Annotated in this window: 21 protein-coding genes; 11 read left to right on the top strand and 10 right to left on the bottom strand. The window is 71.0% G+C overall.

The annotated features are described in order from the left end of the window. Positions 1 to 317: 317 nt before the first annotated feature. Positions 318 to 3,728: a tetratricopeptide repeat protein gene (locus OG226_RS34150; RefSeq protein ID WP_329351040.1), complete on the top strand. Its 3,411-nt coding sequence runs from the start codon at positions 318 to 320 to the stop codon at positions 3,726 to 3,728. An 11-nt stretch (positions 3,729 to 3,739) separates the two neighbouring features. Here the strand turns inward: OG226_RS34150 and OG226_RS34145 are convergent, their stop codons facing one another. Both OG226_RS34145 and OG226_RS34140 read right to left on the bottom strand, forming a co-directional pair. After that, the gene (locus OG226_RS34145; protein WP_328683640.1) at positions 3,740 to 3,973 is read right to left on the bottom strand and encodes a ferredoxin; all 234 of its coding nucleotides are present in this window, start codon (positions 3,971 to 3,973) and stop codon (positions 3,740 to 3,742) included. Between the two features lie 7 nt (positions 3,974 to 3,980). Continuing rightward, a complete protein-coding gene (locus tag OG226_RS34140) occupies positions 3,981 to 5,438 on the bottom strand; it encodes an aldehyde dehydrogenase (protein ID WP_328683639.1) in 1,458 nt (485 codons plus the stop codon). A gap of 125 nt (positions 5,439 to 5,563) precedes the next feature. Between OG226_RS34140 and OG226_RS34135 the strand changes: the two genes are divergently transcribed. Continuing rightward, complete coding sequence (locus OG226_RS34135) at positions 5,564 to 6,589, top strand: MBL fold metallo-hydrolase (RefSeq protein WP_329353602.1); 1,026 nt, start codon at positions 5,564 to 5,566, stop codon at positions 6,587 to 6,589. Positions 6,590 to 6,665: 76 nt separating this feature from the next. After that, entirely contained in the window at positions 6,666 to 7,112 is a 447-nt protein-coding gene (locus tag OG226_RS34130) for a nuclear transport factor 2 family protein (RefSeq protein ID WP_329351039.1), read from the top strand. Here OG226_RS34130 and OG226_RS34125 read toward each other — a convergent pair. Next, the gene (locus OG226_RS34125; protein WP_329351038.1) at positions 7,106 to 9,262 is read right to left on the bottom strand and encodes an ATP-binding protein; all 2,157 of its coding nucleotides are present in this window, start codon (positions 9,260 to 9,262) and stop codon (positions 7,106 to 7,108) included. The two genes, OG226_RS34130 and OG226_RS34125, sit on opposite strands and share 7 nt — an antisense overlap. 185 nt (positions 9,263 to 9,447) lie before the next feature. Continuing rightward, positions 9,448 to 10,173: an alpha/beta hydrolase gene (locus tag OG226_RS34120; RefSeq protein WP_329351037.1), complete on the bottom strand. Its 726-nt coding sequence runs from the start codon at positions 10,171 to 10,173 to the stop codon at positions 9,448 to 9,450. A gap of 170 nt (positions 10,174 to 10,343) precedes the next feature. Between OG226_RS34120 and OG226_RS34115 the strand changes: the two genes are divergently transcribed. After that, on the top strand, positions 10,344 to 11,246 hold the full coding sequence (locus OG226_RS34115) for a helix-turn-helix domain-containing protein (RefSeq protein ID WP_329351036.1): 903 nt from the start codon (positions 10,344 to 10,346) through the stop codon (positions 11,244 to 11,246). On the opposite strand, the gene OG226_RS34110 is transcribed toward OG226_RS34115, so the two are convergent. After that, positions 11,164 to 11,847: a phosphotransferase gene (locus OG226_RS34110; protein ID WP_329351035.1), complete on the bottom strand. Its 684-nt coding sequence runs from the start codon at positions 11,845 to 11,847 to the stop codon at positions 11,164 to 11,166. The genes OG226_RS34115 and OG226_RS34110 overlap by 83 nt on opposite strands. A gap of 364 nt (positions 11,848 to 12,211) precedes the next feature. Here OG226_RS34110 and OG226_RS34105 point away from each other — a divergent pair, with 364 nt between their 5' ends. From OG226_RS34105 to OG226_RS34095, 3 genes are all read left to right on the top strand, one after another. Next, positions 12,212 to 12,628: a transglycosylase SLT domain-containing protein gene (locus OG226_RS34105; RefSeq protein ID WP_327404425.1), complete on the top strand. Its 417-nt coding sequence runs from the start codon at positions 12,212 to 12,214 to the stop codon at positions 12,626 to 12,628. 71 nt (positions 12,629 to 12,699) lie between these two features. After that, positions 12,700 to 13,392, top strand: coding sequence for a YoaK family protein (locus OG226_RS34100; protein ID WP_329351034.1), 693 nt, complete (start codon positions 12,700 to 12,702; stop codon positions 13,390 to 13,392). A gap of 67 nt (positions 13,393 to 13,459) precedes the next feature. Continuing rightward, positions 13,460 to 14,044, top strand: coding sequence for a TerD family protein (locus tag OG226_RS34095; RefSeq protein ID WP_329351033.1), 585 nt, complete (start codon positions 13,460 to 13,462; stop codon positions 14,042 to 14,044). 57 nt (positions 14,045 to 14,101) lie between these two features. On the opposite strand, the gene OG226_RS34090 is transcribed toward OG226_RS34095, so the two are convergent. Beyond that, entirely contained in the window at positions 14,102 to 15,337 is a 1,236-nt protein-coding gene (locus tag OG226_RS34090) for a cytochrome P450 (protein WP_328683631.1), read from the bottom strand. A gap of 251 nt (positions 15,338 to 15,588) precedes the next feature. On the opposite strand from OG226_RS34090, the gene OG226_RS34085 reads away from it, so the two are divergent. Continuing rightward, the gene (locus OG226_RS34085) at positions 15,589 to 16,758 is read left to right on the top strand and encodes a steroid 3-ketoacyl-CoA thiolase (protein ID WP_327404421.1); all 1,170 of its coding nucleotides are present in this window, start codon (positions 15,589 to 15,591) and stop codon (positions 16,756 to 16,758) included. Here the strand turns inward: OG226_RS34085 and OG226_RS34080 are convergent. Continuing rightward, a complete protein-coding gene (locus tag OG226_RS34080; RefSeq protein WP_328683630.1) occupies positions 16,742 to 17,641 on the bottom strand; it encodes a LysR family transcriptional regulator in 900 nt (299 codons plus the stop codon). The genes OG226_RS34085 and OG226_RS34080 overlap by 17 nt on opposite strands. A 147-nt stretch (positions 17,642 to 17,788) precedes the next feature. Here OG226_RS34080 and OG226_RS34075 point away from each other — a divergent pair, with 147 nt between their 5' ends. Beyond that, a complete protein-coding gene (locus OG226_RS34075; protein ID WP_328683629.1) occupies positions 17,789 to 18,682 on the top strand; it encodes an SDR family oxidoreductase in 894 nt (297 codons plus the stop codon). Here OG226_RS34075 and OG226_RS34070 read toward each other — a convergent pair. Further along, complete coding sequence (locus OG226_RS34070) at positions 18,666 to 18,875, bottom strand: DUF397 domain-containing protein (protein WP_328686517.1); 210 nt, start codon at positions 18,873 to 18,875, stop codon at positions 18,666 to 18,668. The genes OG226_RS34075 and OG226_RS34070 overlap by 17 nt on opposite strands. Further along, positions 18,832 to 19,695, bottom strand: coding sequence for a helix-turn-helix domain-containing protein (locus OG226_RS34065; protein ID WP_328683628.1), 864 nt, complete (start codon positions 19,693 to 19,695; stop codon positions 18,832 to 18,834). The genes OG226_RS34070 and OG226_RS34065 overlap by 44 nt, the downstream gene beginning before the upstream one ends. Before the next feature lie 104 nt (positions 19,696 to 19,799). On the opposite strand from OG226_RS34065, the gene OG226_RS34060 reads away from it, so the two are divergent. Beyond that, positions 19,800 to 20,249, top strand: coding sequence for an ATP-binding protein (locus tag OG226_RS34060; protein ID WP_443066935.1), 450 nt, complete (start codon positions 19,800 to 19,802; stop codon positions 20,247 to 20,249). 241 nt (positions 20,250 to 20,490) lie between these two features. Here OG226_RS34060 and OG226_RS34055 read toward each other — a convergent pair whose 3' ends face one another. Beyond that, a complete protein-coding gene (locus OG226_RS34055) occupies positions 20,491 to 22,551 on the bottom strand; it encodes a bifunctional glycosyltransferase 87/phosphatase PAP2 family protein (RefSeq protein WP_329351032.1) in 2,061 nt (686 codons plus the stop codon). A 312-nt stretch (positions 22,552 to 22,863) separates the two neighbouring features. Between OG226_RS34055 and OG226_RS34050 the strand changes: the two genes are divergently transcribed. After that, positions 22,864 to 23,979 carry a DUF2330 domain-containing protein gene (locus tag OG226_RS34050; protein ID WP_329351031.1) on the top strand — a complete coding sequence of 372 codons (1,116 nt, stop codon included), beginning with the start codon at positions 22,864 to 22,866 and terminating at the stop codon, positions 23,977 to 23,979. Positions 23,980 to 24,008 lie beyond the last annotated feature (29 nt).

The following is a 24,008-nucleotide window of genomic DNA, read 5'->3' as shown; positions in this document are numbered from 1 at the left end:
GGACGGACGTCGGGTGCCTCGGGCCCGCGGTCGGCTGCTCACCCCCGTGGGAGCAGCCGACCGCGGTCAGCACAAGGAACACCGTGAGCGGTGTCCGCCGCGCCGTGGTGCCGCCCACGGACTCGAAGTCGTCCGTGGCGGCGGCGAGTTGCCGTGACCAAGGTGGCGGAGGGAGGTGGCCGTGGACCTTGCGCAAACCTTGTCCCGCAGGTGGGCAGGTGGTTGGGTGCGCGGTGGACAACCTGTGAAGCACGTGGGGTGGGGCTGTGGTGACGGACGCGAGTGGATTTCAACTGCTGGGCCCCGTGGAGTTATGGGTGGCGGGCAGCCCGGTCGACCTGGGCCCCGCCAAGCGGCGCACGGTCCTGGCGGCCCTGCTGGTGGACGCGGGCCGCTGGGTGCCGGCCGAGACCCTGATCGACCGGGTCTGGGGCGAGGCCCCGCCGGCGCAGGTACGCGCCACGTTGTACGCCCATGTCGCGCGTATCCGCCGGGTCCTGGCGGAGACGGGCCCGCGGCTCTCCGCGCTCTCCGGCGGTGGCCTTGGGGATGCCGAAGTCCCCTCCCCCGCGCCGGAGTTGGTGCGCGGCCCGGCCGGGTACCGGCTCGACCTCGCGCCCGACCTGGTCGACGTGCACCGCTTCCGGAACCTGGTCACGCGGGCCCGCCGGACCAAAGGCTCGGACGCGGCACGGGTGTCGACGCTGCGGGAGGCGATGGGGCTGTGGCAGGGGACGCCCTTGGCCGGGGTGTCCGGCGAGTGGGCGGCGCGGACCCGGGAGAACTGGGTGCATCAGTACGTCGATGCCGTTCTCGCCTGGGCGGAGGCCGAACTCCGGGTCGGGGGGCACCTGGTGGTGGTCGACGCGCTGTCCGTCCTCGTCGCCGAGCACCCGCTGATCGAACCGCTCGCGGTGGCGCTGATCCGGGCGCTGGACGCCGCCGGGCGCGCTCCGGAGGCACTCGCCTGCTACGGCGCCCTGCGCGAGCGGCTGGCCGACGAACTCGGCACGACCCCGGGGGCGGAGGCCCAGCGGGCACACCAGGCGGTCCTGCGCGAGAAGGCCGCCCCGCGACCGCCGTCCGGGACCGGCACCGGGCGCGCCAGGAGGGCCGTACCCGCTCAACTCCCTCTCGATGCGGCGGGGTTCACCGGGCGGGAGGATGAACTGGCGCGGCTGGAGAAGGTCTTGGGGGCGAGCACGCGGCGGCCCACCGCCGTCGTGGTGTCGGCGGTGTCCGGGACGGCGGGCGTGGGCAAGACGGCTCTGGCGGTGCACTGGGCGCACCGGGTCCGGGACCGGTTCCCGGACGGGCAGTTGTATGTGAACCTGCGCGGCTACGACCCCGACCGTCCGATGACCGCCCCCGACGCGCTGGTCCGGTTCCTGACCGCGCTCGGGGTGTCCGAACAGGACATCCCGCCGGAGCCGGACGACCGGGCGGCGCGCTACCGCACCGAGGTCGCGGACCGGCGGATGCTGATCGTGCTGGACAACGCGGCGACCGTGGAGCAGGTCCGTCCGCTGCTGCCCGGCACCGGTTCCTGCGCGGTGCTGGTGACCAGCCGGGACAGCCTGGCCGGGCTGGTCGCGCGGGAGGGCGCCCAGCGTCTCGACCTCGACCTGCTGCCCGCCGACGCGGCCCGCACCCTGCTGCGCCGGCTGATCGGCCCACGCGCCGAGGCCGAGCCCGCCGCCGTGGACGCCCTCGCCGCGCAGTGCGCCCGGCTGCCCCTGGCGCTGCGGGTCGCCGCGGAACTCGCCGCCGCCCGCCCCGGCACCCCGCTGACCGACCTCGTCGCCGAACTCGCCGACCAGCAGCGGCGGTTGTACCTCCTCGACGCGGAGGGCGACCCCCGGGCCGCCGTCGTCACGGTGTTCTCCTGGTCGTTGCGCCAGTTGCCCGCGGAGGCGGCGCACACGTTCCGCCTGCTCGGCCTGCACCCCGGCCCCGACCTCGACACACACGCCACCGCGGCCCTGACCGGCAGCACCCTGCCGGCCACCCGCCGCGCCCTGGAGGTCCTCGCCCGCGCCCACCTGGTCCAACGCGCGGACACCACCGCGACACCGACCGGCACGTACACGCCGGACACCCGCGACGCCTTCAGCTCCCCCGCCCACACCCATCCGGTCCAGCGCGCCGACACAAGCCCCACACCCACGCAGGCCGCCCCCGGTCCCCTCCACACCCCCACCCGCATCCGACCCGCCGTCCAACACGCAGACACCACCCCCGCACCCACCGGCACCCCCACACCGGACACCCGCCACACCCCCACCCACCTGATCCAGCGCACGAACACAAGCCCCACACCCACCGGCACACCCACCCAGGCCGCCCCCCATCCCCTCGACACCCCCACCCGCATCCGACCCGCCCAGCGCGCGGACACCGCCCGGTACGGCATGCACGACCTGCTGCGTGCCTACGCCGCCCGGCTCGCCATGGCCGAGGACGTGCCGGAGGCACGCGAGGCGGCGCTGGATCGGCTGTTCGATCACTATCTCGCCACCGCGGCCGCCGCCATGGACCAACTCCACCCGGCCGAGGCCCACTTACGCCCCGCCGCTCCCGAGACCTCTACTCCCGTACCGGACTTGTCGGATCCGGACGCCGCACGAGCCTGGCTGGAGGCCGAGCGCATCTGCCTCACCGCGATGTCCGCGTACACCGCCGCCCACGGCCGGCCCACCCACGCCATCCGGCTCTCCCTCACCCTGTACCGCCACCTCATCAGCGGCCACCACACCGACGGCCTCACGATCCACGGCCACGCCCGCGACGCCGCCCGCCTGCTCGGAGACCCGGCGGCCGAGGCGCGCGCCCTGCTGGGCATCGGCACCGCGTACTACCAACTGGCCCGGCACGAACCGGCCCGCCGCCACCTCCAGGAGGCGCTGACCCTGTTCCGCCGGGCCGACGACCCCACCGGCCAGGCCCGCGCCCTCGTCAACCTCGGCCTGGTGGACGAACGCGTGGCCCGCTTCCTGCCGGCCGTCGAGTACCTCGACCAGGCCCTGCACCTGTACCGCAGCATCGACGACACCTCGGGCGAGTCGATCGCGCTGAAGAACCTCGCCCATGTCGAGGGCCAGTTGGGCCGCTACGACGATGCCGCCGACCACCTCCACCAGTCCCTGACCCTGCTACGCCGTGCGGGCAACCGCTACTTGGAGGCCCACGCGCTCATGGACCTGGGGACGGTCGAGACGCGCCTGGACCGCCTCGACGAGGCGGCTCGCCACCAGGAGCAGGCCCTGACCCTGCTCAGAGAGGTGGGCGACGGCTACGGCGAGGCGGGCGCCCTGCACGGCCTGGGCATCGTCCACTCCCGCCGCGACCACCCCACACAGGCGGCCGAATGCCACCGCCAGGCACTCGCCCTCTACTCCCGCAACGGCGACCGCGACGGCGAGGCCAGAGCCCTCAACGGCCTGGGCGAAGCCGCCCGGGCCGCCGCCCGCCCCACCGACGCCCTCACCCACCACACCGACGCCCTCACCATCGCCGAGGACATCGAGAACCCGGGCCAACAGGCCCGCGCCCACGCGGGGTTGGCCGAAGCCCACCACGCCCTCGACGACCCCGCGCCCGCCGTCCACCACTACGAGCACGCGCTCACCCTGTACACGGAACACGGCATGCCGGAGGCGGACGCGGTCAGGAAGCGGCTGGCCTCGATGACCCCTGGAGTTCGCCCTCCCGGGGCCACCGGCCGCTGAACCGGGGCGAGTTACTCCTCCGGCGGAAACACCGGCTCCCCGCTCCCCAGCAACGTGATCATGATGGCCTCCACCGGGCACCCCTCCGCCGCCGCGAGAATCCTCTCGTTGGCGTCGGTCTCCGGTTCGGCCGGATGGGACTGCATGGCCGAGTCGAGGCGGAAGCGGTCGGGGGCCTGGTGGGTGCACTGGGCCGAGCCGATGCAGATGGAGCGGTCGACCTCTACCTGCCAGCGGTCGCCCATCGCCCGATCACCCCTCCCAGCCGGCCGGGAGGTGGATCATCTTGTGTTCGAGGAACTCGGAGAAGCCCTCGGGGCCGAACTCCCGTCCCAGGCCGCTGTTCTTGTAGCCGCCGAAGGGGCCGAGCATGTCGAGGCTGAAGGTGTTCACGTTGTAGGTGCCGGTGCGGACCTGGCGGGCGATGTCGATGCCGTGGGCGACGTCGCCGGTCCAGACGCTGCCGCTCAGGCCGTAGTCGGAGTCGTTCGCGATCTTCACGGCCTCCGTCTCGTCGCCGTACGGGAGGAGGCAGATCACCGGGCCGAAGATCTCCTCGCGGGCGATGCGCATGGAGTTGTCGACGTCGCCGAAGAGGGTCGGCTCCACGTACCAGCCGTGGTCCAGGCCCGGTGGGCGGCCGCCGCCCGTAAGGATTTTGGCGCCCTCCTCCTGGCCGATGCGAATGTAGTCGAGGTTTCGTTGTTGCTGGCGCTTGGTGACCAACGGGCCCACCTGGGTGGCCGGGTCGAGCGGGTCGCCGACCACCAGCGCGCTGGCCGCCGCCGCGAACGCGTCCGCGAACTCGTCGTAGCGCGAGCGGGGTACGAGGATGCGGGTCTGGGCGACGCACGCCTGGCCGTTGTTCATCCAGGCGGACGAGACGATGCCGGGGACGGCGGTCGTGAGGTCCGCGTCGGGCAGGACGATCGCCGCCGACTTGCCGCCCAACTCCAGTGTCACGCGCGTGAGATGGCGGGCCGCGACCTCCATCACGCGCTTGCCGGCCGGGACCGAACCGGTGAAGGAGACCTTGTCGATGCCGGGATGTCCGACGAGGTACTCGCTGACCTCGCGGTCGGCCGGGAGGATGGACAGGACGCCGTCCGGCAGCCCCGCCTCCTTCGCTATCTCGCCCAACAGGTAGGCGTCCAGGGGCGATTCGGGCGACGGCTTGAGGATCGCCGTGCAGCCGGTGAGCAGCGCCGGTGCGAGTTTGGCGGCCGCCACGAACTGCGGGACGTTCCACGGGACCACGGCCGCGACGACACCGACCGGCTCCCGGCGGACGAGGATCTTGCCGAGGACTCCGTCGCGCTGCTCCTCGTAGGTGAAGCCCTTCGCGACGGTGATCGCCGCGTCCCAGACCATCATCGCGCCGAGGGCCTGCCCGAGGATGCTCCAGGAGTACGGCGACCCGTTCTCGGAGGAGATGACGCGGCCGATCTCCTCGTACCGGGCGGCGATCGCGTCCTTGATGCGGGTGACGACCGCGATCCGCTCGTCGAGGGTCGTGCGGGGCCAGGGTCCTTCGTCGAAGGCCTCGCGTGCCACGGCGACCGCGCGGTCCACGTCCTCCCTCGACGCGTGCGGCACGCGGCCGATGACCTCCTCGCTGTGCGGGGAGATCACCTCGATGACGTCCTTGCCCAGGGGATCGGTCAACTCCCCGCCGATGAACAGCTGTCGGTGTTCCACGAGCTCTGTCATGGCCGAACGCCTCCCCGGTACCGCTGTCTGACGATCCATCAGATACGAAGACTGAATACCAGTTCCGGTCGATGGAGTCCACGTATAGTGGCCGGAAGGCGGCGATTGGGGAGTCCATGACGTCCATGGGGCAGGTCCACGACCACGGCGGCGGCGTTCGCTCCATCGAAGTCCCCATCCCCGACAACCCGTTGGGGACCACCCTCGTCTACGTCGTCGACACCGACCGCGGACCCGTCCTGGTCGACACGGGCTGGGACGACCCGGCCTCGTGGGACACCCTGGTCGCGGGCCTGGCGGCCTGCGGGACGTCGGTCGGCGAGGTCCACGGCGTGGTCATCACCCACCACCACCCCGACCACCACGGCCTGTCCGGGCAGGTGCGCGAGGCGTCCGGGGCGTGGCTCGCGATGCACGCGGCGGACACGGCGATCGTACGGCGGGCCCGTTCGACCCAACCGGGCCGCTGGCTGGCGTACATGACCGCGAAGCTCACGGCGGCCGGCGCCCCCGAGGAGCACCTCGCACCCCTGCGCGCGGCCCGCCCGCGCAGCGTGCCGGGACTCGCCCCCGCCCTCCCCGACCGGGAGATCGTCCCCGGCGAACTCCTCGACCTGGCCGGGCGGCGACTGCGCGCGATCTGGACCCCGGGCCACACCCCCGGCCACGTCTGCCTGCACCTGGAGGAGGACCACCCGGCCCAACTCCCGGGCCACGGACGCCTGTTCTCGGGCGATCACCTGCTCCCGGAGATCACCCCGCACATCGGCCTGTACGAGGACCCGGACGACGACACGCTCCCCGATCCGCTCGGCGACTACCTCGACTCGCTGGAGCGGATCGGCCGGCTGGCCCCGGCGGAGGTGCTCCCGGCCCACCAACACACGTTCACCGACGCGGCCGGTCGCGTAAGGGAGTTGCTCGCCCACCACGAGGACCGGCTGGCCGACCTCCTCTCCCTCCTCTCCGAACCGCTCACGCCCTGGCAGGTCGCCGAGCGGATGGAGTGGAACCGGCCCTGGTCCCAAATCCCTTACCAGTCACGGAACATCGCGGTCTCGGAGGCCGAGGCGCACCTCCGCCGACTGGTCAAACTGGGCCAGGCGGAGGAGCGGACGGGGAGCGAACCGGTGACGTACGTGGCGGTGTAGTCCGGTCACGGACGCCATTCCGTCGCGGGGATAAATCGGTCGTGGGGCCAGGGGTGCGGCTGATACCAACGACCGCATGGACCTTGACCCTTTGCAACGCCTGCTCGCCGAACGTGCCTGTGAGCGCGTGATCCTGGACTTCGTCCGCCGCCTCGATCTCGGTGAACCCTCGTCCGTCGCCGAGCTGTTCACCGAGGACGGCAGCTGGGAGTGGCCGGACGGCGAGCGGCTCGTGGCGGGGCGGGAGGCGTTGCGGAAGTACTTCGGCTCCCGTCCCGCCGGCCGGCTGTCGCGCCGCCTGATGTCGAACGTCCTGGTCACCCTCACCTCCCCCGGCACGGCGATCTCGACCGCGTACTTCACGACGTACCGCGTCGACGGCCATCACGGCGGCATGGTCCCCGCCGGTCCCCCGGTCCAGGTCGGGCACTACGAGGACATTTTCCGCGAGGTGGACGGGAGTTGGCTGATCGCGACCCGGACCCTGTTTCTGCCGTTCGGCGGCCCCACCCCGCGTCACTGACCACCTGAACGACTGCTCGCGTACGCGATTCCCTCGTCGTACGACATCGCCAGACCCTGCCGGTATCCCGTCCCGTAGGCGGCGTTGCCGAGGCGTTCGCGGACGCGGAGTTCGCAGGTGCGGCGGGTGGCGATGAGGTCCGGGGAGTCCATCTGGGCGCGGCCGGTCAGTTCCCAGAGGCGGGTGCCGATCCCGAGGAGGCGGGCGGCGCGGTGGGCGTCGCCGGTCGCGACGACGGCGGCGGCCAGGAGGTCGAGGGACATGGCCGCGCCGGCCGTGTTGTGCAGCAGGGCGTGGCCGGCGATCGAGGTGCGGGCGCCGCGCACCGCGGCCGGTATGTCACCGCGCCCCAGGTCCGCCTGGGCGATCAGGTAGTCGGCGTAGGCCCCGCACCAGTACTCGCCCTGCTTCCGGCTGGCCGTGCGCACCTCGTCGGCGACCTCGCGGCCCCGCCCGTACTCGCCGCGCAGGACGAGCGCGAGGGACAGCGCGAGCCGGACCTGGAGCTGGGCGGCTCCGAACGCGTCGTCCTGGATGAGGAGTTGGGGTGCGGCGGCGAGCACGTCGATCGCCTCGGCGAGGCGGCTGGTGAGGGCCAGTTGGCCGCCCCGCACGTACACGGCGGCGACCATGGCGACCGGGGAGCCCTGTTCGCGGGCCGCGTCGGCGCAGCGGACCGCCCAGTTGGCCGCCGCCTCCTGGTCGCCCTGGAGGATGGCGACGGCGCCGCGCGACCACAGGGCGAGGGTGCGGCCGTGGCCGGGCGGGGGGTCGGCGGCGAGGGCCTGGTCGAGGCAGGCCTGGGCCTCGCGGAGGTAGCCGCAGTGCCGCCACAGGAATCCGACATGGCCCGCCATCTCCACGGCCGCCGTACGGTCCGGTTCGGCGAGCGCGCTCTCGACCGCTGCCCGGAAGTCGGCGTGTTCGCTCAGCAGCCGCTCGCACCAGGCGACCTGCCGTCCGGTGTTCCACTCGGCGCAACCCTGATGGGCCAGGCGTGCGTAGTGCTCGCGATGGCGGCGCCGTACGGCACGTTCCTCACCCAGCGCGTACAGCCAGTCGGTGCCGTACTCGCGGACGGTGTCGAGCATCCGGTAGCGGGCCGAGATGACGGGGTCGGGTAGCACGATGGACTGCGCGACGAGCCGGGCGAGCAGCCCGGGAATCCGCTCCGGGGCCAACGGTCCGCCCGCGCACACCTGTTGGGCGGTCTCCGCGCAGAACCCGCCGGTGAAGACGGAGAGCCGCGCCCACAGCAGGCGTTCGAGCGGGGCGCAGAGTTCGTGGCTCCAGCCGATGGCGGTGCGCAATGTCTGGTGGCGGGGCGGGCGTTCGCCGGGGGCGGAGGTCAACAGGTCCAGGGTCGACGGCAGATCGGAGGGCGAGGGCAGGCGTTCGCCGAGCCGGTCGTGGAGTTGGTCGAGGGTGAGGTCCGCGAGGCGGGCGGCGGCGAGTTCGAGGGCGAGGGGGATGCCGTCGAGTCGACGGCAGACGGCGGCGGCGACGGCACGGCCGGCCACGTCGTCCTCGCTCAACGGCCGCCCGGCGTCGGCGGCACGCTCGGCGAACAGGGCGACGGCGTCACCGGCGGCGGCGCTCTCGCCGGTACCGTCACCGATGCCGCCGTCCACGGGGAGTGGTTCGAGGTGGAGGACCTCCTCGCCGGGCAGGGCGAGGCGTTCCCGGCTGGTGACGAGGATGCGCAGCTCGGGCGCGCGGGCCAGCAGCGCGGCGGCGACCTTGGCGCAGTCGGCGAGGAGGTGCTCGCAGGAGTCGAGGACGAGCAACAGCCGTTTGCCGTGCGCCCATTCGGCGATGACGTCGATCACCGGGCGGGTCGACTGGTCGGCGAGCCGGAGGGTCTCCATGACGGCGAGGTCGACAAGCCCCGGGGTGTGCAAGGGGGACAGCTCGGTCAGCCAGACACCGTCGGGAAAGGTATCCCGCACCCCCGCCGCCGCCCGCAGGGCGAGCCGCGTCTTGCCGACCCCACCGACCCCGACCACACTCACCAGCCGGCCCGCCTGCCCGGAGCCCGGGTCCAACAGCGCCTGTAGCAGGGCGAGTTCGTCGCGCCGCCCGACGAAACTATGGGTCTCGGGCGGCAGATTCCCGAGGTTCCCGGGGTTCGGGTGAGTCGTGTCCGGCACGAGGCCCAGTGTGTCCGCACACGACCGACTCCACGCGCGTGTCCCGGAACGCGGTCCACGCCTGACCGGAATAGTCGCAACACCACCAAAATGGCCGTACCTTATGGCCACTTGCGGCCCCATTTCGACGCGTGGTGATCGAGGGCTGATCAACTCCCGGTTGGCGCAGCACCCCCTCGTCCGGCTCAGCCCAACTTGATGAGCAGTTCGACGAGTTCGGCCGGCTTGGTGATCATGCAGTCGTGGCCGGTCTCCAGTTCCCACACCTGGGCCGGGGTGCCGTTGGGCTGGGTCGCGGGGACGGGTCGCCGCTCGAAGCCCTCCGGTTCGCTGCCCACGCAGTGGATGTGGGTGCGGGGGATCGCGTTCGCGGCGGGGTTGTCCAGCCGGACCGGTTGCTGGAGGCACAGCGCCGGCTGGTCCGAGACCATCGTGCGCAGCCAGGCCACGTCCGCCGGATCGGTGACCCCGAACAGGCCACCGGGCGGCGGGAGTTCGGGCAGCGGCGGAATCCGCCAGGGGGTGTCGGACCGCGCGGCCATATCGATCAGGACCTGGGTCACGGGCAGGAGGTCGGTCGCGCGCTCGCCGTCCACCGGGACCATCGCGTCGAGGTAGACGAGCTGGGCGATCCGGTCCGGGAGCGTGTTGGCCACGCCGGAGACGACCAGCCCGGCGTAGCTGTGCCCCACGAGGACCACGTCGGTGAGGCCTTCCTCGGTGATCAGCCCGACGACGTCGTCGACGTGGGTGTCGAGGCCGACCTCGGGGCCGAGCAGGTGGGCCTTGTCCCCGTACCCGGTGAGGGACGGGGCGAGCACCCGGTGGCCGGCCGCCGTCAGCAGCGGGACCACCCGGTCCCAGGCGTGCCCGCTGTGCCAGGCGCCGTGTACCAGCAGATAGGTAGACATGACTGTGCTCCTTGGTGAGGTGACGGGGGTTCCCGAGCCGTGGCGGCCGGCGCGCCGATCGGCACGCACCGATGACGCTGCCGCCCGCCCCGCGCCCCAACCAGTGCCCCGCCGACCCTGGGGGTGACAGGACCAGGCACGCGTCCCGCCTGCCGCTTTACAGTGGGGAGATGGCCGACGAACCGAACCCGCTGGGCGAGTACGTCCGCGCCCGCCGCGAACTCGTCAGCCCCGAACAGGCGGGCATCCCCGCCTTCGGGGTACGCCGTGTGCCCGGCCTGCGCCGCGAAGAGGTCGCGATGCTCGCCGGCATCAGCGCCGACTACTACCTGCGCCTGGAACAGGGCCGCGACCGCAACCCCTCCGTGCAGGTCCTGGAGTCCATAGCCCGGGTGCTGCGGCTCGACGACGACGCGACGGCCCACCTCCTGCGCCTCGGCGCCGCCAAGCCCCGCCGACACCGCACCGGGCCCCGCCCCCGCAAGGAAACCGTCCCCCCGGGCATCACCAAACTCATCGCCACGCTCGCCTTCCCCGCACTCGTGGAGGGCCGCTACTTCGACGTCCTGGCCGCCAACGCCCTCGCGACCGCGCTCTCCCCGCGCTTCACCGCAGGAGCCAATCGGCTGCGGTCCCTGTTCCTCGACCCCGCCGAGCAGGCCCTGTACCCGTACTGGGAGGGCGCCGCCGGAGGCATGGTCGCCGGTTTCCGCGAGTCCGTCGGCACCGACACCGACGACCCCCGTTTCATCGAGCTGGTCGGCGAACTCTCCCTCGCCAGCCCCCTGTTCAGCCGTCTCTGGGCCCGCCACGACGTCCTGGCCTGCGAAGCCGCCCCCAAGCACCTCGCCCACCCTCAGGTCGGCGGCCTCCAACTCAACCGCGAACGCCTGAGCATCGACGGCGCCCCGGGCCAGACCCTCGTCGTCTACCACCCGGACCCCGGCACCGACGCGGCGGACAAACTCGCCCTCCTGGCCGCCTCCGTCGCTACGGCAGAAGCGCGACCGACCGCACCAACTCCTCGGCGACACCAAGCAGTTCGACCTCACGCGCAGTCATCGTCGGATTGACCGCCCGCCTCCGCCGCGCCTCCGAGACCCCTTCCCCCGTGAGCCCGGAGGGATCGGCGAGCAGCGAGACGAGCACCGCGCGCGCCGGTTCGGCGACCGGCCGGTCATCGTCCACGGCGACCTGGGCCAGGATCATCGCGGAGAGCCCCCAGTCCAGCCCGGGGTCACCGTCCTCCGCCGTACCCCAGTCGATGACGCGGGGCCCGTCCGGGGTGAGGATCACGTTCTCCGGGTGCAGGTCGAGGTGCAGCACCCGGGTTCCGGGCCGCCGACCGGGGACGGCGTGCAACTGCCGTAGCAGAGAAGCGAGCACGGTCCCGGCCTCCGCCACGTCGATCGCGCCCGCGACGAGGGCCTCCAGCATGGTGGGCCCGGTCAGCCGCTCCATCACGAGATCGGTACGCGAGGTGCGTGCGGCGCCCGAGCTCTCCGTCCGCACCCGGGGCACGGGATAGCCGTAGGCCCGCACGTGTTCCATCACCGCGCCCTCGGCCGCCGCGTCCCCCCAGTCCTCGCGATTGCGGCGCAGCACCCACGCCTCGTCGATCTCGTACACGTCCGCGGTACGGCCGGAGCCGATCAGCTTCCCCGTGGCTGGCATGGCCAGAAATCTAACCCCTGTGTGAAGCGGCGCGCACCGGCCGTGACAGGGGTGGTGAAGCGGCCCACATGACCCATGTCACGAACTACGTGGATTAGTAGTGTTTAAGGGTGTCATGTACGCGTCTCAAACCCCCTCCGACCTGGGGTTTGAGAGCCAGGTCACACAGTTCATCTTTCACCCACATGCGACCACAACTAGTAAAAGGGGTCTTTGCGGACACGGATCGAGAGTGCTTCTCTGGAGCAGTCGCACGGCGCCGACGGGTCCTCACGGGCCTCGGCGCCGACGCATTGCCCCCGCCGCGCACCGCGTGACACCGGCAGGCGTACGACGCCTCTGTCCCCGAAGAAACAGGTTCTCCGTGTCCGTCTCCCGCATCGTCGCTCGCATCGCCTCCCCGAAGAAGGCCCTGACCGCCGCCGCTCTGGCCGCCGCCACCACCGGTCTCGTGCTCACCTCGGCTCCCGCCCAGGCCGCGACGACCTCCGCCTCCTCCGCTCAGTCGGTCGCGCACAAGATGATCCCGAGCGCCGCGCAGTACAACGCGTTCAGCAAGATCGTCGAGCACGAGAGCGGCTGGAACGTCACCGCCACGAACTCCTCCTCCGGCGCGTACGGCCTGGTCCAGGCCCTCCCGGGCTCGAAGATGGCCTCGGCCGGCTCCGACTGGAAGACCAACGCCGCCACCCAGATCAAGTGGGGCCTGGACTACATGAACTCCCGCTACGGCAGCCCCACGGCCGCCTGGAGCTTCTGGCAGTCCAACGGCTGGTACTGATCACCGGCTCCACACACGCACCACACAGCGGCGGTCCCCGGCACACCGGGGGCCGCCGCTACATTGCGTTCATGGCCGACAACACACCGCCCAAGTCCTCCGACCGTGAAGCGCGCGGAGTGCGGCTGGTGGCCGTGCTGCTCGGGCTGACCGTGGTCAGCGGGCTCATCGACGCCGTCAGCTATCTGGGCCTCGGGCATGTCTTCGTCGCGAACATGACCGGCAATGTGGTGGTGCTGGGCTTCGCCGCCGCCGGGGCACCCGGGTTCTCGGTGCTCCACAACCTCACCTCTCTCGGCGCCTTTCTCGTGGGCGTGGTGGCCGGGGGCCGGATCTCGGTACGGATGGACACCGGGTCGCGGCGCACCTGGGCCCGGGTGAGTCTCGGCGCGGAGGCGGTGCTGGTGGGTGTGGCGGCCGTCATCGCCTTCGCCGCACCGGGGGACCATGCCACCACCTACCCCCTCATCGCCCTCACCGCCTTCGCGATGGGGCTGCGCAACGCGGCGGTCCGCACGCTCAAGGTCGCCGACATCTCGACCACCACGGTCCTGACGTCGACCCTGACCGCCCTGGTCGCCGACTCGGTCGCGGGCAACGGCTGGGGCCCCGGTTCGCTCCGCCGCGGCCTGGCGGTCGTCGGCATGGTCGCGGGCGCGTTCCTGGGCGCCTGGCTCACTCTGCACCACGGCCTGCGCTACCCACTCCTGCTCGCGGCCCTGGCCGCCGGAGTGTTCGCCCTGACCGCATCTGGCCGGGAGTAGCCCAAAGGCCGGTCAAGAAGGCAGAATTCGTGCGTCTAAGTCCCACGATCAAGAGGATCGATCACGCATGATCACGCTCACGAAGGAAGACGGTCCGGCGGATCTGGACGGAGTGACCCATCTGGAGATCGGGGCGTCCTGGGACCCGACCGTCGGCAGCAGCGGCGGCTTCATCGGGAAGCTGCGCCAGAAGGCCGGTACGGACCTCGACCTCATCGCCATCGCGATGCAGGGTCAGGACCCGGTGCGGCTCGCGGGGCTCGACTCCGTGGACCCGCTGGGCAACGGCTCGTTGGTGCACAGCGGCGACAACCAGACCGGCAAGGGCGAGGGCGACGACGAGACGGTGACCGTCGACCTCGCGCGGATACCCACCAACATCACGTCGATCGTCTTCGTCGCCGCCGCCTACAAGAAGGGCAGTTCCTTCCAGAAGGCACGCAACATCGCCTTCAAGGTCTACGACGCCACGGGCGGCAGCACCCAGCAGGTCGCCGAGATCTGGCCCAACCTGCTCAGCGACCACAACAGCTGCGCGGTCGCCAAGGCGGTCCGGGAGGGCGGGAGTTGGAAGCTCCAGGTCATCAACGAGACCGGGAAGATCAAGCAGGGTGACGAGCGGGAGCTGATGAAGTTCGCCGTACGGAAGTAAGCACGGCGGTGATCGAGGACGGGCCGGCGGCGCCGGGATGCCGCCGGCCCGAGTTTCTCAACCGGCGGTCACCTGAAGCTCTTTGACCCCGTTGATCCATGCCGAGCGCAGCCGGCGCGGGTCGCCCGTCAGCGTCAGGTCGGGCATCGCGTCCGCGATCGCGTTGAAGATCAGGTCGATCTCCAGAACCGCGAGGGACTTGCCGAGGCAGTAGTGCGGGCCCCCGCCACCGAAGCCCAGGTGCGGGTTCGGGTCGCGCATGACGTCGAACTCGTCGGGGTTCTCGAAGACTTCGGGGTCGTGGTTGGCGGAGGCGTAGAAGATGCCGACGCGGTCGCCCTTCTTGATCGACTTGCCGCCCAGCTCGGTGTCCTGGGTCGCCGTCCGCTGGAACGCGTTGACCGGGGTGGCCCAGCGGACGATCTCCTCGGCGGCGGTCGACGGGCGCTCCCGCTTGTACAGCTCCCACTGCTCGGGGTGGGTGAGGAACGCGTGCATGCCGTGGGTGATGGCGTTGCGGGTCGTCTCGTTCCCGGCGACCGAGAGCATCAGCACGAAGAAGCCGAACTCGTCGGAGTTCAGGTTGCCCTCGTCCTCGGCGGCGACCAGGGTGCTGACGATGTCGTGGGCCGGGCACTGCTTGCGCTCGGCGGCCATTCCCATGGCGTAGGCGATGAGTTCGGCGGCGGACTCGGCGCCGACCTCTTCCGTGATGGCGTACTCGGGATCGTCGTACGCGATCATCTTGTTGGACCACTCGAAGATCTTGACGCGGTCCTCCTGCGGGATGCCGATGAGTTCGGCGATGGCCTGGAGGGGCAGTTCGCAGGCGACCTCGGTGACGAAGTCGAAGGGGCCGGAGTGGGCGCGGGCGCCCGCCACGATCGAGTGGGCCCGGTCGCGCAGGCGTTCCTCCAGTGCGCGGATCGCCCTCGGGGTGAAGCCGCGTTGGACGATCTGGCGGACGCGGGTGTGCTCGGGCGGGTCCATGTTGAGCAGGATCAACTGCTGGACGTCGAGCGCGTCGCGCGTCATGTGCTCGCCGAAGCGGATGATCGCCGTGTTGACGGTCGAGGAGAAGATCTCCGGGTGGGTGGAGACGTACCGGACGTCGGCGTGCCGGGTCACGGCCCAGTAGCCCTCGTCCTGGAACCCGGCGATGTTGAGGGGCTGCGGTATCCAGCGCACCGGCTCGGACGCGCGCAGTTCGGCGAACTCCGGCAGCGGGACGCGGTGGTGGAGCAGGTCCGGGTCGGTGAAGTCGAACCCGTCGGGGAGAGCTGGACAGGGCATGAGTGACTCCGGCTGAGTACCGATGGCTTCCGATGGATTCTGACGGTCCATCAGGAACGTAGGACGCCCGTGAAGGTAATAACGGGTTCTACAAGTCGCAAGAGGCACGGCAGGGCGAATTCCCTGCACGACCCTTGCGGTTGTGGACGGCCTGTCAGCAGACTGCACACAGAACTAGAACGCGTACTAGTTTGCGTGGCGGGTGGCCGGGACGCCCGCGCCGCGCGGTGTACGAGGAGAGGACGTGTCCCATGGTCGCGGAACCCGTCATCGTGGAAGCCGTACGCACCCCCATCGGCAGGCGCGGCGGAGCGCTCGCCAACCTGCACCCCGCCTATCTCCTGGGCGAGACCTACCGTGAACTCCTCGGCCGCACCGGCATTCACGCCGACTGCGTCGAGCAGGTCGTCGGCGGCACGGTGACCCACGCCGGCGAACAGTCCATGAACCCCGCGCGCAACGCCTGGCTGGCCATGGGGCTGCCGTACGAGACAGCGGCGACGACCGTCGACTGTCAGTGCGGCTCCTCGCAGCAGGCCTCGCACATGACGGCCAACATGATCGCGGCGGGCGTCATCGACGTCGGGATCAGCTGTGGTGTCGAGGCGATGTCACGGGTGCCGCTGGGATCGGGGTCGAAGCACGGACCCGGGAAGCCGTTCCCGGACGAGTGGAACGTGGATCTGCCCAACCAGTTCGAGGCCGCCGAACGGATCGCCCGCAACCGGCAGTTGACCCGCGAGAACGTCGACTCGCTCGGCCTCATCTCGCAGGAGCGGGCGGCCATCGCCTGGTCCGAGGAACGCTTCAAGAAGGAGACGTTCGCCGTCCAGGTACCGACGACGGAGGACGAACAGCGCGCGGGCCACGGCATGTGGCGACTCGTCGACCGCGACGAGGGCCTGCGCGACACGTCGATGGAGGCGCTGGCACGGCTGAAGCCGGTCATGCCGACCGCCGTGCACACGGCGGGCAACTCCTCGCAGATCAGCGACGGCGCCTCGGCGATCATGTGGGCGTCGAAACGGATGGCGCGGGCGCTGAAGCTGCGGCCCCGGGCGCGGATAGTGGCTCAGGCGCTGGTTGGATCGGACCCGCACTACCACCTCGACGGGCCGATCGACGCGACGCGGGCCGTGCTCGGCAAGGCCGGCATGACGCTCAAGGACATCGACATCGTCGAGATCAACGAGGCGTTCGCGTCGGTGGTGTTGAGCTGGGCGCAGGTCTTCGGCCAGGACCTGGAGAAGGTCAACGTGAACGGCGGTGCGATCGCCCTCGGCCATCCGGTGGGAGCGACGGGCGCCCGCCTGATCACCACGGCTCTCCACGAACTGGAGCGTTCCGACAAGGAGTTCGCGCTGATCACGATGTGCGCGGGCGGGGCGCTGGCGACGGGGACGATCATCCAGCGTCTGTAGCGAGCCAGTTGGCGGGGTGCAGGTGCTCCTCGGCGCAGGCGCGGAAGGCCGCGAGGAGTGGGCGGCCCTCCTCGCCCGCGCGAACGGCCAGCACGACCGGGACCGGGGCCACGCCGTCGATCGGGACCGTCGTCAGATCGAGCCGCAGGCCCTTTCTGACGGCGCCCGCCGGAACGATCGCCACCGCCTCGCCCGCCGCGATGGCTTCGAGTTTGTCCTCCAGCTCCCGGACGAACGGCCCGTCCGGCGCGGGGCGGCCGTCCGGACGGGGGTCGACGCGCCAGAACGCGTTGAACTCCTCGTCGGGGAACCGGGGTACGGGCTCGTCGGCGATGTCGTCGATGCTGACGCGCTCCTTGCCGGCCAGCCGGTGACCGACCGGCATCAGCAGCACGCGGGGCTCCTCGCAGAGGACACTGACGCTCAACCCCTCGGTGGCGAACGGGAGTCGGCCCACCACCACGTCGACCCGGTGCTCCAGCAGGGCGGACGGCAGCTCGCCCCAGCCGAGAAAACGGCTGTGCACGTCGGCCTCCGGGTGCCCGGCACGCAGCGCACGCACCGCCGGGGTGATGATGAGCCCGGTCATGAACCCGACGACGACCCGGCTGGGCTGCCCGACCTCCCGCACCACGGCCGCCGCCTCCTCCGCCGACCGCAACAGCGCCTGGGCCCGGGGCAGGAACGCCCGCCCCGCTTCGGTGAGTTGGGTGCCCTGCGTGGTCCGGTCGAAGAGCTGGACACCCAACTCCCCTTCCAGGCGCCGGACATGACGGCTCAGCGATGGCTGCGCCAGATGGAGCGCGGCAGCCGCCCGGCCGAAGTGCAGTTCCTCGGCGACGACGGTGAAGTAGCGGACGAGGCGCAGGTCCAGGTCACTCATACATTGACTCTACGACTGCACGAGCTGCGCTGATACCGGAAATGAATCACGTGTTCCGGAGTCGGTCTTGGACGGGCGGGGTGCGCCGGGCGCAGGCTGAAGGCACACCGAATTCTCCGACCCGACTTTGATCAGGGTGATTTCGTCATGCGTGTTTTCGTCACCGGAGCGACCGGATTCGTAGGCAGCGCGGTCGTCCGCGAACTGCTCGACAACGGCCACCAGGTACTGGGCCTGGCGCGTTCCGACGCGTCGGCCGAACGGCTCGCGGCGACCGGGGCGGAGGTGCACCGGGGTTCGCTGGAGGACCTGGACGCCCTCCACGCGGGCGCATCCGCATCAGACGGCGTGATCCACACGGGTTTCATCCACGACTTCTCGAACTACGCCGCCTGCGTGGCGATCGACCTCAGCGCGGTGCGGACCCTCACCGAGACCCTCGCGGGCTCCGACCGCCCCCTCGTCATCAGCTCCGTGATGAGCCACGGCCGGACCGAGGACGACGTACCCGACCCCGCCGCCCGCCCCGACCTCCTCCGCCTCCCGGCCGAGGTGACGGCCCTGACGGCGGCGGCACGAGGTGTCCGTTCCTCGGTCATCCGGCTGCCACAGGTGCACGGCGAGGGGGATCACGCCTTCGTCCCCGGTGTCATCGAGATCGCCCGCTCCAAGGGCGTATCCGCGTACCCCGGCGAGGGCACGAACGCCTGGGCCGCCGTCCACCGCGACGACGCGGCGGGGCTGTTCCGGCTGGCCCTGGAGAACGCCCCCGCGGGCACGGTTCTGCACGCGGTCGACGACGAGGGTGTCCCCGTACGGGAGATCGCCGAGGTCATCGGCAGGCGGCTGGACCTACCGGTGAAGAGCGTGCCGGTGGAGGAGGCCGGGGCCCACTTCGGCTGGCTGGGCCACTTCTACACGTCCGACCTGGTGGGCACGAGCACGGTCACCCGGGAACGGTTCGGCTGGACCCCGACCCGGATCGGCCTGCTCGCCGACCTCGACCACGACTACTACTTCGAGGTCAACCAGCCGTCGTAGCGGACCAGTTGACGAAGGTCGTGAACGCGGCGGGGCCGAGGGTGAGGATCGGCCCCGCCGGGGTCTTGGAGTCGCGGACGGCGAGGGTGGTGGTGTTCGGGGCGGTGGTGCAGGTGGTTTCGGCGATCTCTATACAGTTGCCGCCCTGATCACCGCTGTAGCTGGACTTCCGCCACTGAGTCCCCGTCGGCATCGCGTTGTTCCCCATAACGTTCCTCCATCACGCGCCGGATCAGCTCCGCCGAATCCCTGAGGGAGAGGGCGGCGGCCTGGAGATGATCGTAACGGAGCGAACAGTCCTTGACCGTGTCTGGGTTGGCGGTGGGATGCCCGCTTCCATAGCTCTCGGTGTAGACGATGGTCGGGTCGCTCGGGAAGCGATAGAGGTCGTACGAGCCTTGGAGCCCCGCGTGCGCTCCGGCCGAGTGCGGCAGGATCTGGATGTTGATCCGAGGATCGTCCTCATAGGTCAACAGGCGGGCCAGTTGGTTCCTCATGGTCTTCCGGCCGCCGATCTCCAGATACAGCGCGGCCTCGCTCAGGATCGCCCAGAAGACCGGCGGCTCATTCTTCTCGAAGATGCGCTGACGAGCCATTCGTACGGCGGTCCGGTCATCCAGGTTGCTCTTGTCCAGCGTGCCGAGCACGGCGCGGGCGTACTCCTCGGTCTGGAGGAGACCGTGGATCATCTGCGCCTCGAAGGAACAGATCTCGACGGCCCGTGCTTGCAGTTCAGCCACCTGCTGGAACCAGGCGGGGAGTTGACTGCGCAGCACCAGATCGAGCAACCGGGTTAGGAGCCCACCCGTGTTGAGGGCGGCGTCGATCTGTCTGCTGAACTCCAGCGTGGGGAGCTTCTTCGCGGTCTCGATCTGGCCGATCAGTGACCCGGTGTAGTTGACGATGACACCGAGCTGGCGTTGCGTGAGACCGGCCGCTTCTCGATAACGGCGGAGTTCGTAGCCGTAGTAGTCCAGCGGCGACGCCCCTGGATCAAGCGTGGCGATGTGCACGCGAAGCCCCCTGTCTCCCAAGTTCAGTCCACGACCTGCCCACCCGTAAACGGGTTGTATTCATGCCATTGCCGAGGGTAGCGACAGGGCGCCAGTCTCGTGCCGTGAACGAACCAATTCCCCCCGCCATGCTGGCCGTTCCCCACCGCCAGCAGTACGTCATGCAGCTCACCGTGGGTGAACACTCGGCCCGGCACATCCGCCGTATCGTCCGCTCGTTCCTCCTGGAATGGGGCATGCCGGAGCTGTCCGACGCCGTCGAACTCGCCGTGACGGAGCTGGTCGCCAATGTCGTACGGCACGTTCCGGACCGGCGCTGCGGACTGCTGTTGCTGCGCCGGACGGCGGGCGTACGGGTCGAGGTGAGCGACAGCTCATCCCAACTCCCGGACCTGCACACCGACTTCGACGCCGAGTCGGAGAGCGGGCGCGGGCTGGTGATCCTGGACGCGGTGACGGACAAGTGGGGGGTGACACGGGCTTCCGGAGGGGGAAAGGCGGTGTGGTTCGAATGCCTGGCACCGCCCACCTCTCCAAGCCGGGGTCATTTCTAACCACCAACAGCTCATGACGGTGGTTAGATTTACCCCCAGCTTCCAGCAACCACCCACCAGGGGTTGGCCGCTGAGCCGAGGCGGCGTGCCGGCGAGGCGCGAGCGCGCCCCCTCACCCCGGCCCACGACGCAGCCCACCCGACGGGCTCCCCACCTGGGCGCCCTTTACTCGGGCCGCGGAAGCCCGACACTGGCCAAGAAGCGAGTGGGCCCCACGGCCACTACTGCTTCCCCGCGCCCCTCAAAGGCGCTGCACATCACCAGCACTCACCGGCTCGGCGTTGACCTCAAGGGGTTTCGGCCGCGGCGACCGAGCCCGCGGCCCCTGGAAGACGTACGCCAGACCGAAGCCCGCGGCGACGACCGCCGCACCGCCCGCCGCGTCCAGCACCCAGTGATTGCCGGTCGCGACGATCGCCGAGACGGTGAAGAAGGGATGCAGCAGACCCAGCGCCTTCATCCACCACTTGGGGGCAAGAGCGAAGATCACGACACCGCACCACAGCGACCAGCCGAAGTGCAGCGACGGCATCGCCGCGTACTGGTTGGTGAGAGCGGTGAGCGTGCCGTAGTCCGGCTTGGAGAAGTCCTGGACGCCGTGGACCGTGTCGATGACGCCGAGGCCGGGAAGCAGGCGCGGCGGAGCCAGCGGATAAAGCCAAAAGCCGACCAGGGCCAACAACGTGGCGAAGCCCAGCGCCGAACGAGCCCACCGGTAGTCGACCGGCCGACGCCAGTACAGGACAGCCATCACCGTCAGCGGCACCACGAAGTGGAACGACTCGTAGTAGAAGTTGAAGAAGTCCTTGAGGAACTCGACCTTCACTACCCAGTGGTTGATCGCGTGCTCGATGTCGATGTGCAGGAAGCGCTCGATCGAGAGGATCTCGCGGCCGTGGTGTTCCGCCGTGGCCCGGCCACCCGAGTTGGTGCCGCCGGTCGCCGCGAGGCGGACCTGCTGGTAGGCGGCGTAGGTGACGCGGATCAGGAGGAGTTCGAGGAGGAGGTTCGGGCGGGTCAGGACGCGGCGCAACTGCGGGATCAGCGGGACGTGCTTCCAGCGCGTGGGGACCGGCTCGGCGTACTCCGTGGGGATCGGGCGGCGGTAGTACTCGGAGGTGCGGGACAGGAACGGCACCACGGTCGCGGCGGCGAGCGCCATCAGCAGGACGACGTTGTCACGCAGCGGATAGACGGCCGCCATGTTCGGCAGCATCATCTTCGCGGGCAGCGTGACCACGAGGATCACGGCCACCGGCCACACGTACCGGTCCGAGGCCCGCTTGCCGACCCGGCCGACCACGGCGAGCAGCACCCACAGCAGCTGGTGCTGCCAGGTCGTCGGCGACACGGCGATCGCCGCGCAGCCGGTGACCGCGACCGCGAGCAGCAACTGCCCGTCGCGCGCGTACCGCACGGCCCGGCGCAGGCCGAGGTACGTGACGGCCGCGCCGAGCGCCAGGAAGACGCCGATCTCCAGCGGGCCGGTGAGGCCGAGCCGCAGCAGCGCGCCGTGCAGCGACTGGTTGCCGAGGCCGTCCGCCGCGCCGCCCAGGCCCGCGCCGGCCATGTGGTGCACCCAGTAGGTGTACGAGTCGTGCGGCATCGCGGCCCACGCGATCGCCACGCTCGCGGCGAACGTCAGCACGGAGGTGACGGCGGCCCGGCGGCGGCCGGTGAACCACAGCAGCGGCGCGAACAGCAGCACGGTCGGCTGGAGCGCGGCGGCGAGGCCGATCAGCACCCCGCCGGCCCGCTCGCCGCGCACGGTGAAGCAGCCGAGCAGCACGAGCAGGACCGGGATGATGCTGGTCTGGCCGAGCCAGAGCGTGTTGCGCACCGGCAGCGACAGCATGAGCAGGCTGATCGCGACGGGCGCGGCCAGCAGCGAGGCACGGCGGGTGACGGGCTTGGGCAGGGCGCGGGAGACGACCAGGCCGAGCGCGACGACCAGCAGCAGCGTGCCGAAGGTCCAGCCCCAGCCGAGGGCCTGTTCCGCGGCCCGGGTGAGCGGTTTGAGGACGAGCCCGCCGAAGGGGGTGCCGGTGAACTGCGTCGAGTCGTACAGCGAGCCCTTCACATGAAGGACACCGTCCGGTCCGACCCAGGTCTCCAGGTCCGTCAGCCGGTCCCCCTGCGGGGTGCTGAGGACCACGGCCACCTGCCGTACGGCGAGGACCGCGGCGACCAGCCACAGACCCAGGCGCGCCACGCGCAGCCGTGCCCTGGCCGTCTGGGCGGCACTCGACCCGAATGCTCCCGCGGCTCCCGCCGGTCGCCCGCTGTGCTCCACGTTCGCCACGCCTCGTAGGCCTCCGCCCCGCTCGTCCCACGCGATCACGCGCGTGGTTGTTCCCTCTGGGAACCCTATGAGGTTCGCACCCCCTGCGGGAGAGACGCAGGCAACCCCCCCCTTCACCTGACGTCCGCCCTCCTTTTGTCCGGATGACGATAGTCGGCCCCCGGTTGCCTGGACACGGCAAATATCCACGCGCTTCCGACCGGCCCGACGGCCCGATAACTTGTGGACATGATCGGTTTACTGATCGTTTCGCCGCGGGGGTCACTGCTGAGGTCCTTGCGGCGGCAGGGGCGGCGGCGGGCACGCGCGCGCGTGACGGCCGTCGTCCTGGCGCTGTTCGCCCTGCAGCTCGGCTCGCTGGTGTCCCCGGCCTGGGCATGCGGCTGCGGCGCGCTGGTGCCGGGCGGTTCGCAACAGGTGGAGGTGGGACGCGAGGCGTCGGTGGTGCGCTGGGACGGGCGCCAGGAGCAGATCGTGATGCGGCTCACCGTCTCCGGGGACGCGCGCCGGGCCGCCTGGATCATGCCGGTGCCGCACCGGGCGACGACCACCCTCGCCGACCCCGCGCTCTTCGACGCGCTGAACACGCTCACCGCTCCCGCGCACCGCACCCGCTCGCACTTCTGGCCCCAGGACGGCGACTGGCCGCTCGTCTCCGGCGGCCCCGGCGGCGGCCCCCCGCCCGGCGCCGTGACGGCCCCCGGAGTGGGTGTGGTCGGCCGTGAGCGGCTCGGCCCCTTCGACGTGGCCCGGCTGACGGCCACCGACCCGAACGCACTCGGCGACTGGTTGCACACGAACGGGTTCGTTCTGCCGCCCCGCCTTGACCAGGCCCTCCAGCCGTACGTCGACCAGCGCTGGGAGTACGTCGCGATCCGCCTGGCCCCCGCGACCGCCGGCACGGCCCTGAACGGCGCCCTCGACCCCCTGCACCTCACCTTCGCCGCCGAGTCCCCCGTCTACCCGATGCGCCTGTCCCGTCTGGCCGGCACCCCGCAGTCGCTCGGCCTGTACATCTTCGCCGCGCACCGCATGAAACTCAGCGGCAGGATCGGCGGCGAACAACCGCGGGTCGCCTACGCCGGCCGCGTCACCACCACCTCCGGCCCGCTGGCCGCCCTCGCCAAGGGCACCCCGTTCCTGACCGCCGTGAACCAGGAGTTCCCCGACCCGTCCCGCATCACCGGCGACCACCTGCTGCGCCGCACGGCGACGGACACCACGTTCCAGCAGGTGATCTACGAGGACCGGCTGAGCAGGGTCGCGGGCGTCCCGGCGTGGCTGCTGACGATCGGCGGGGGCCTCGCCGTGCTCACGACGACCGGCGTCCTGCTGGCCGTACTGCGGTCCCGGCGGACGCGGCGGCCGGAGATCCCACCGCCACCGGCGTTTCCACCGCCGCCGACGCGCGCGCCACCGGGCAATTGACGATGCTGCTCATCGGGGTAAGCACAACT

The sequence above is a fragment of the Streptomyces sp. NBC_01261 genome (assembly GCF_036226385.1).
In the GTDB taxonomy this organism is placed as follows: Bacteria; Actinomycetota; Actinomycetes; order Streptomycetales; family Streptomycetaceae; genus Streptomyces.
The sequence above is the reverse complement of the archived record's forward strand: the minus strand, read 5'-3'. Positions and strand labels throughout refer to the sequence as shown.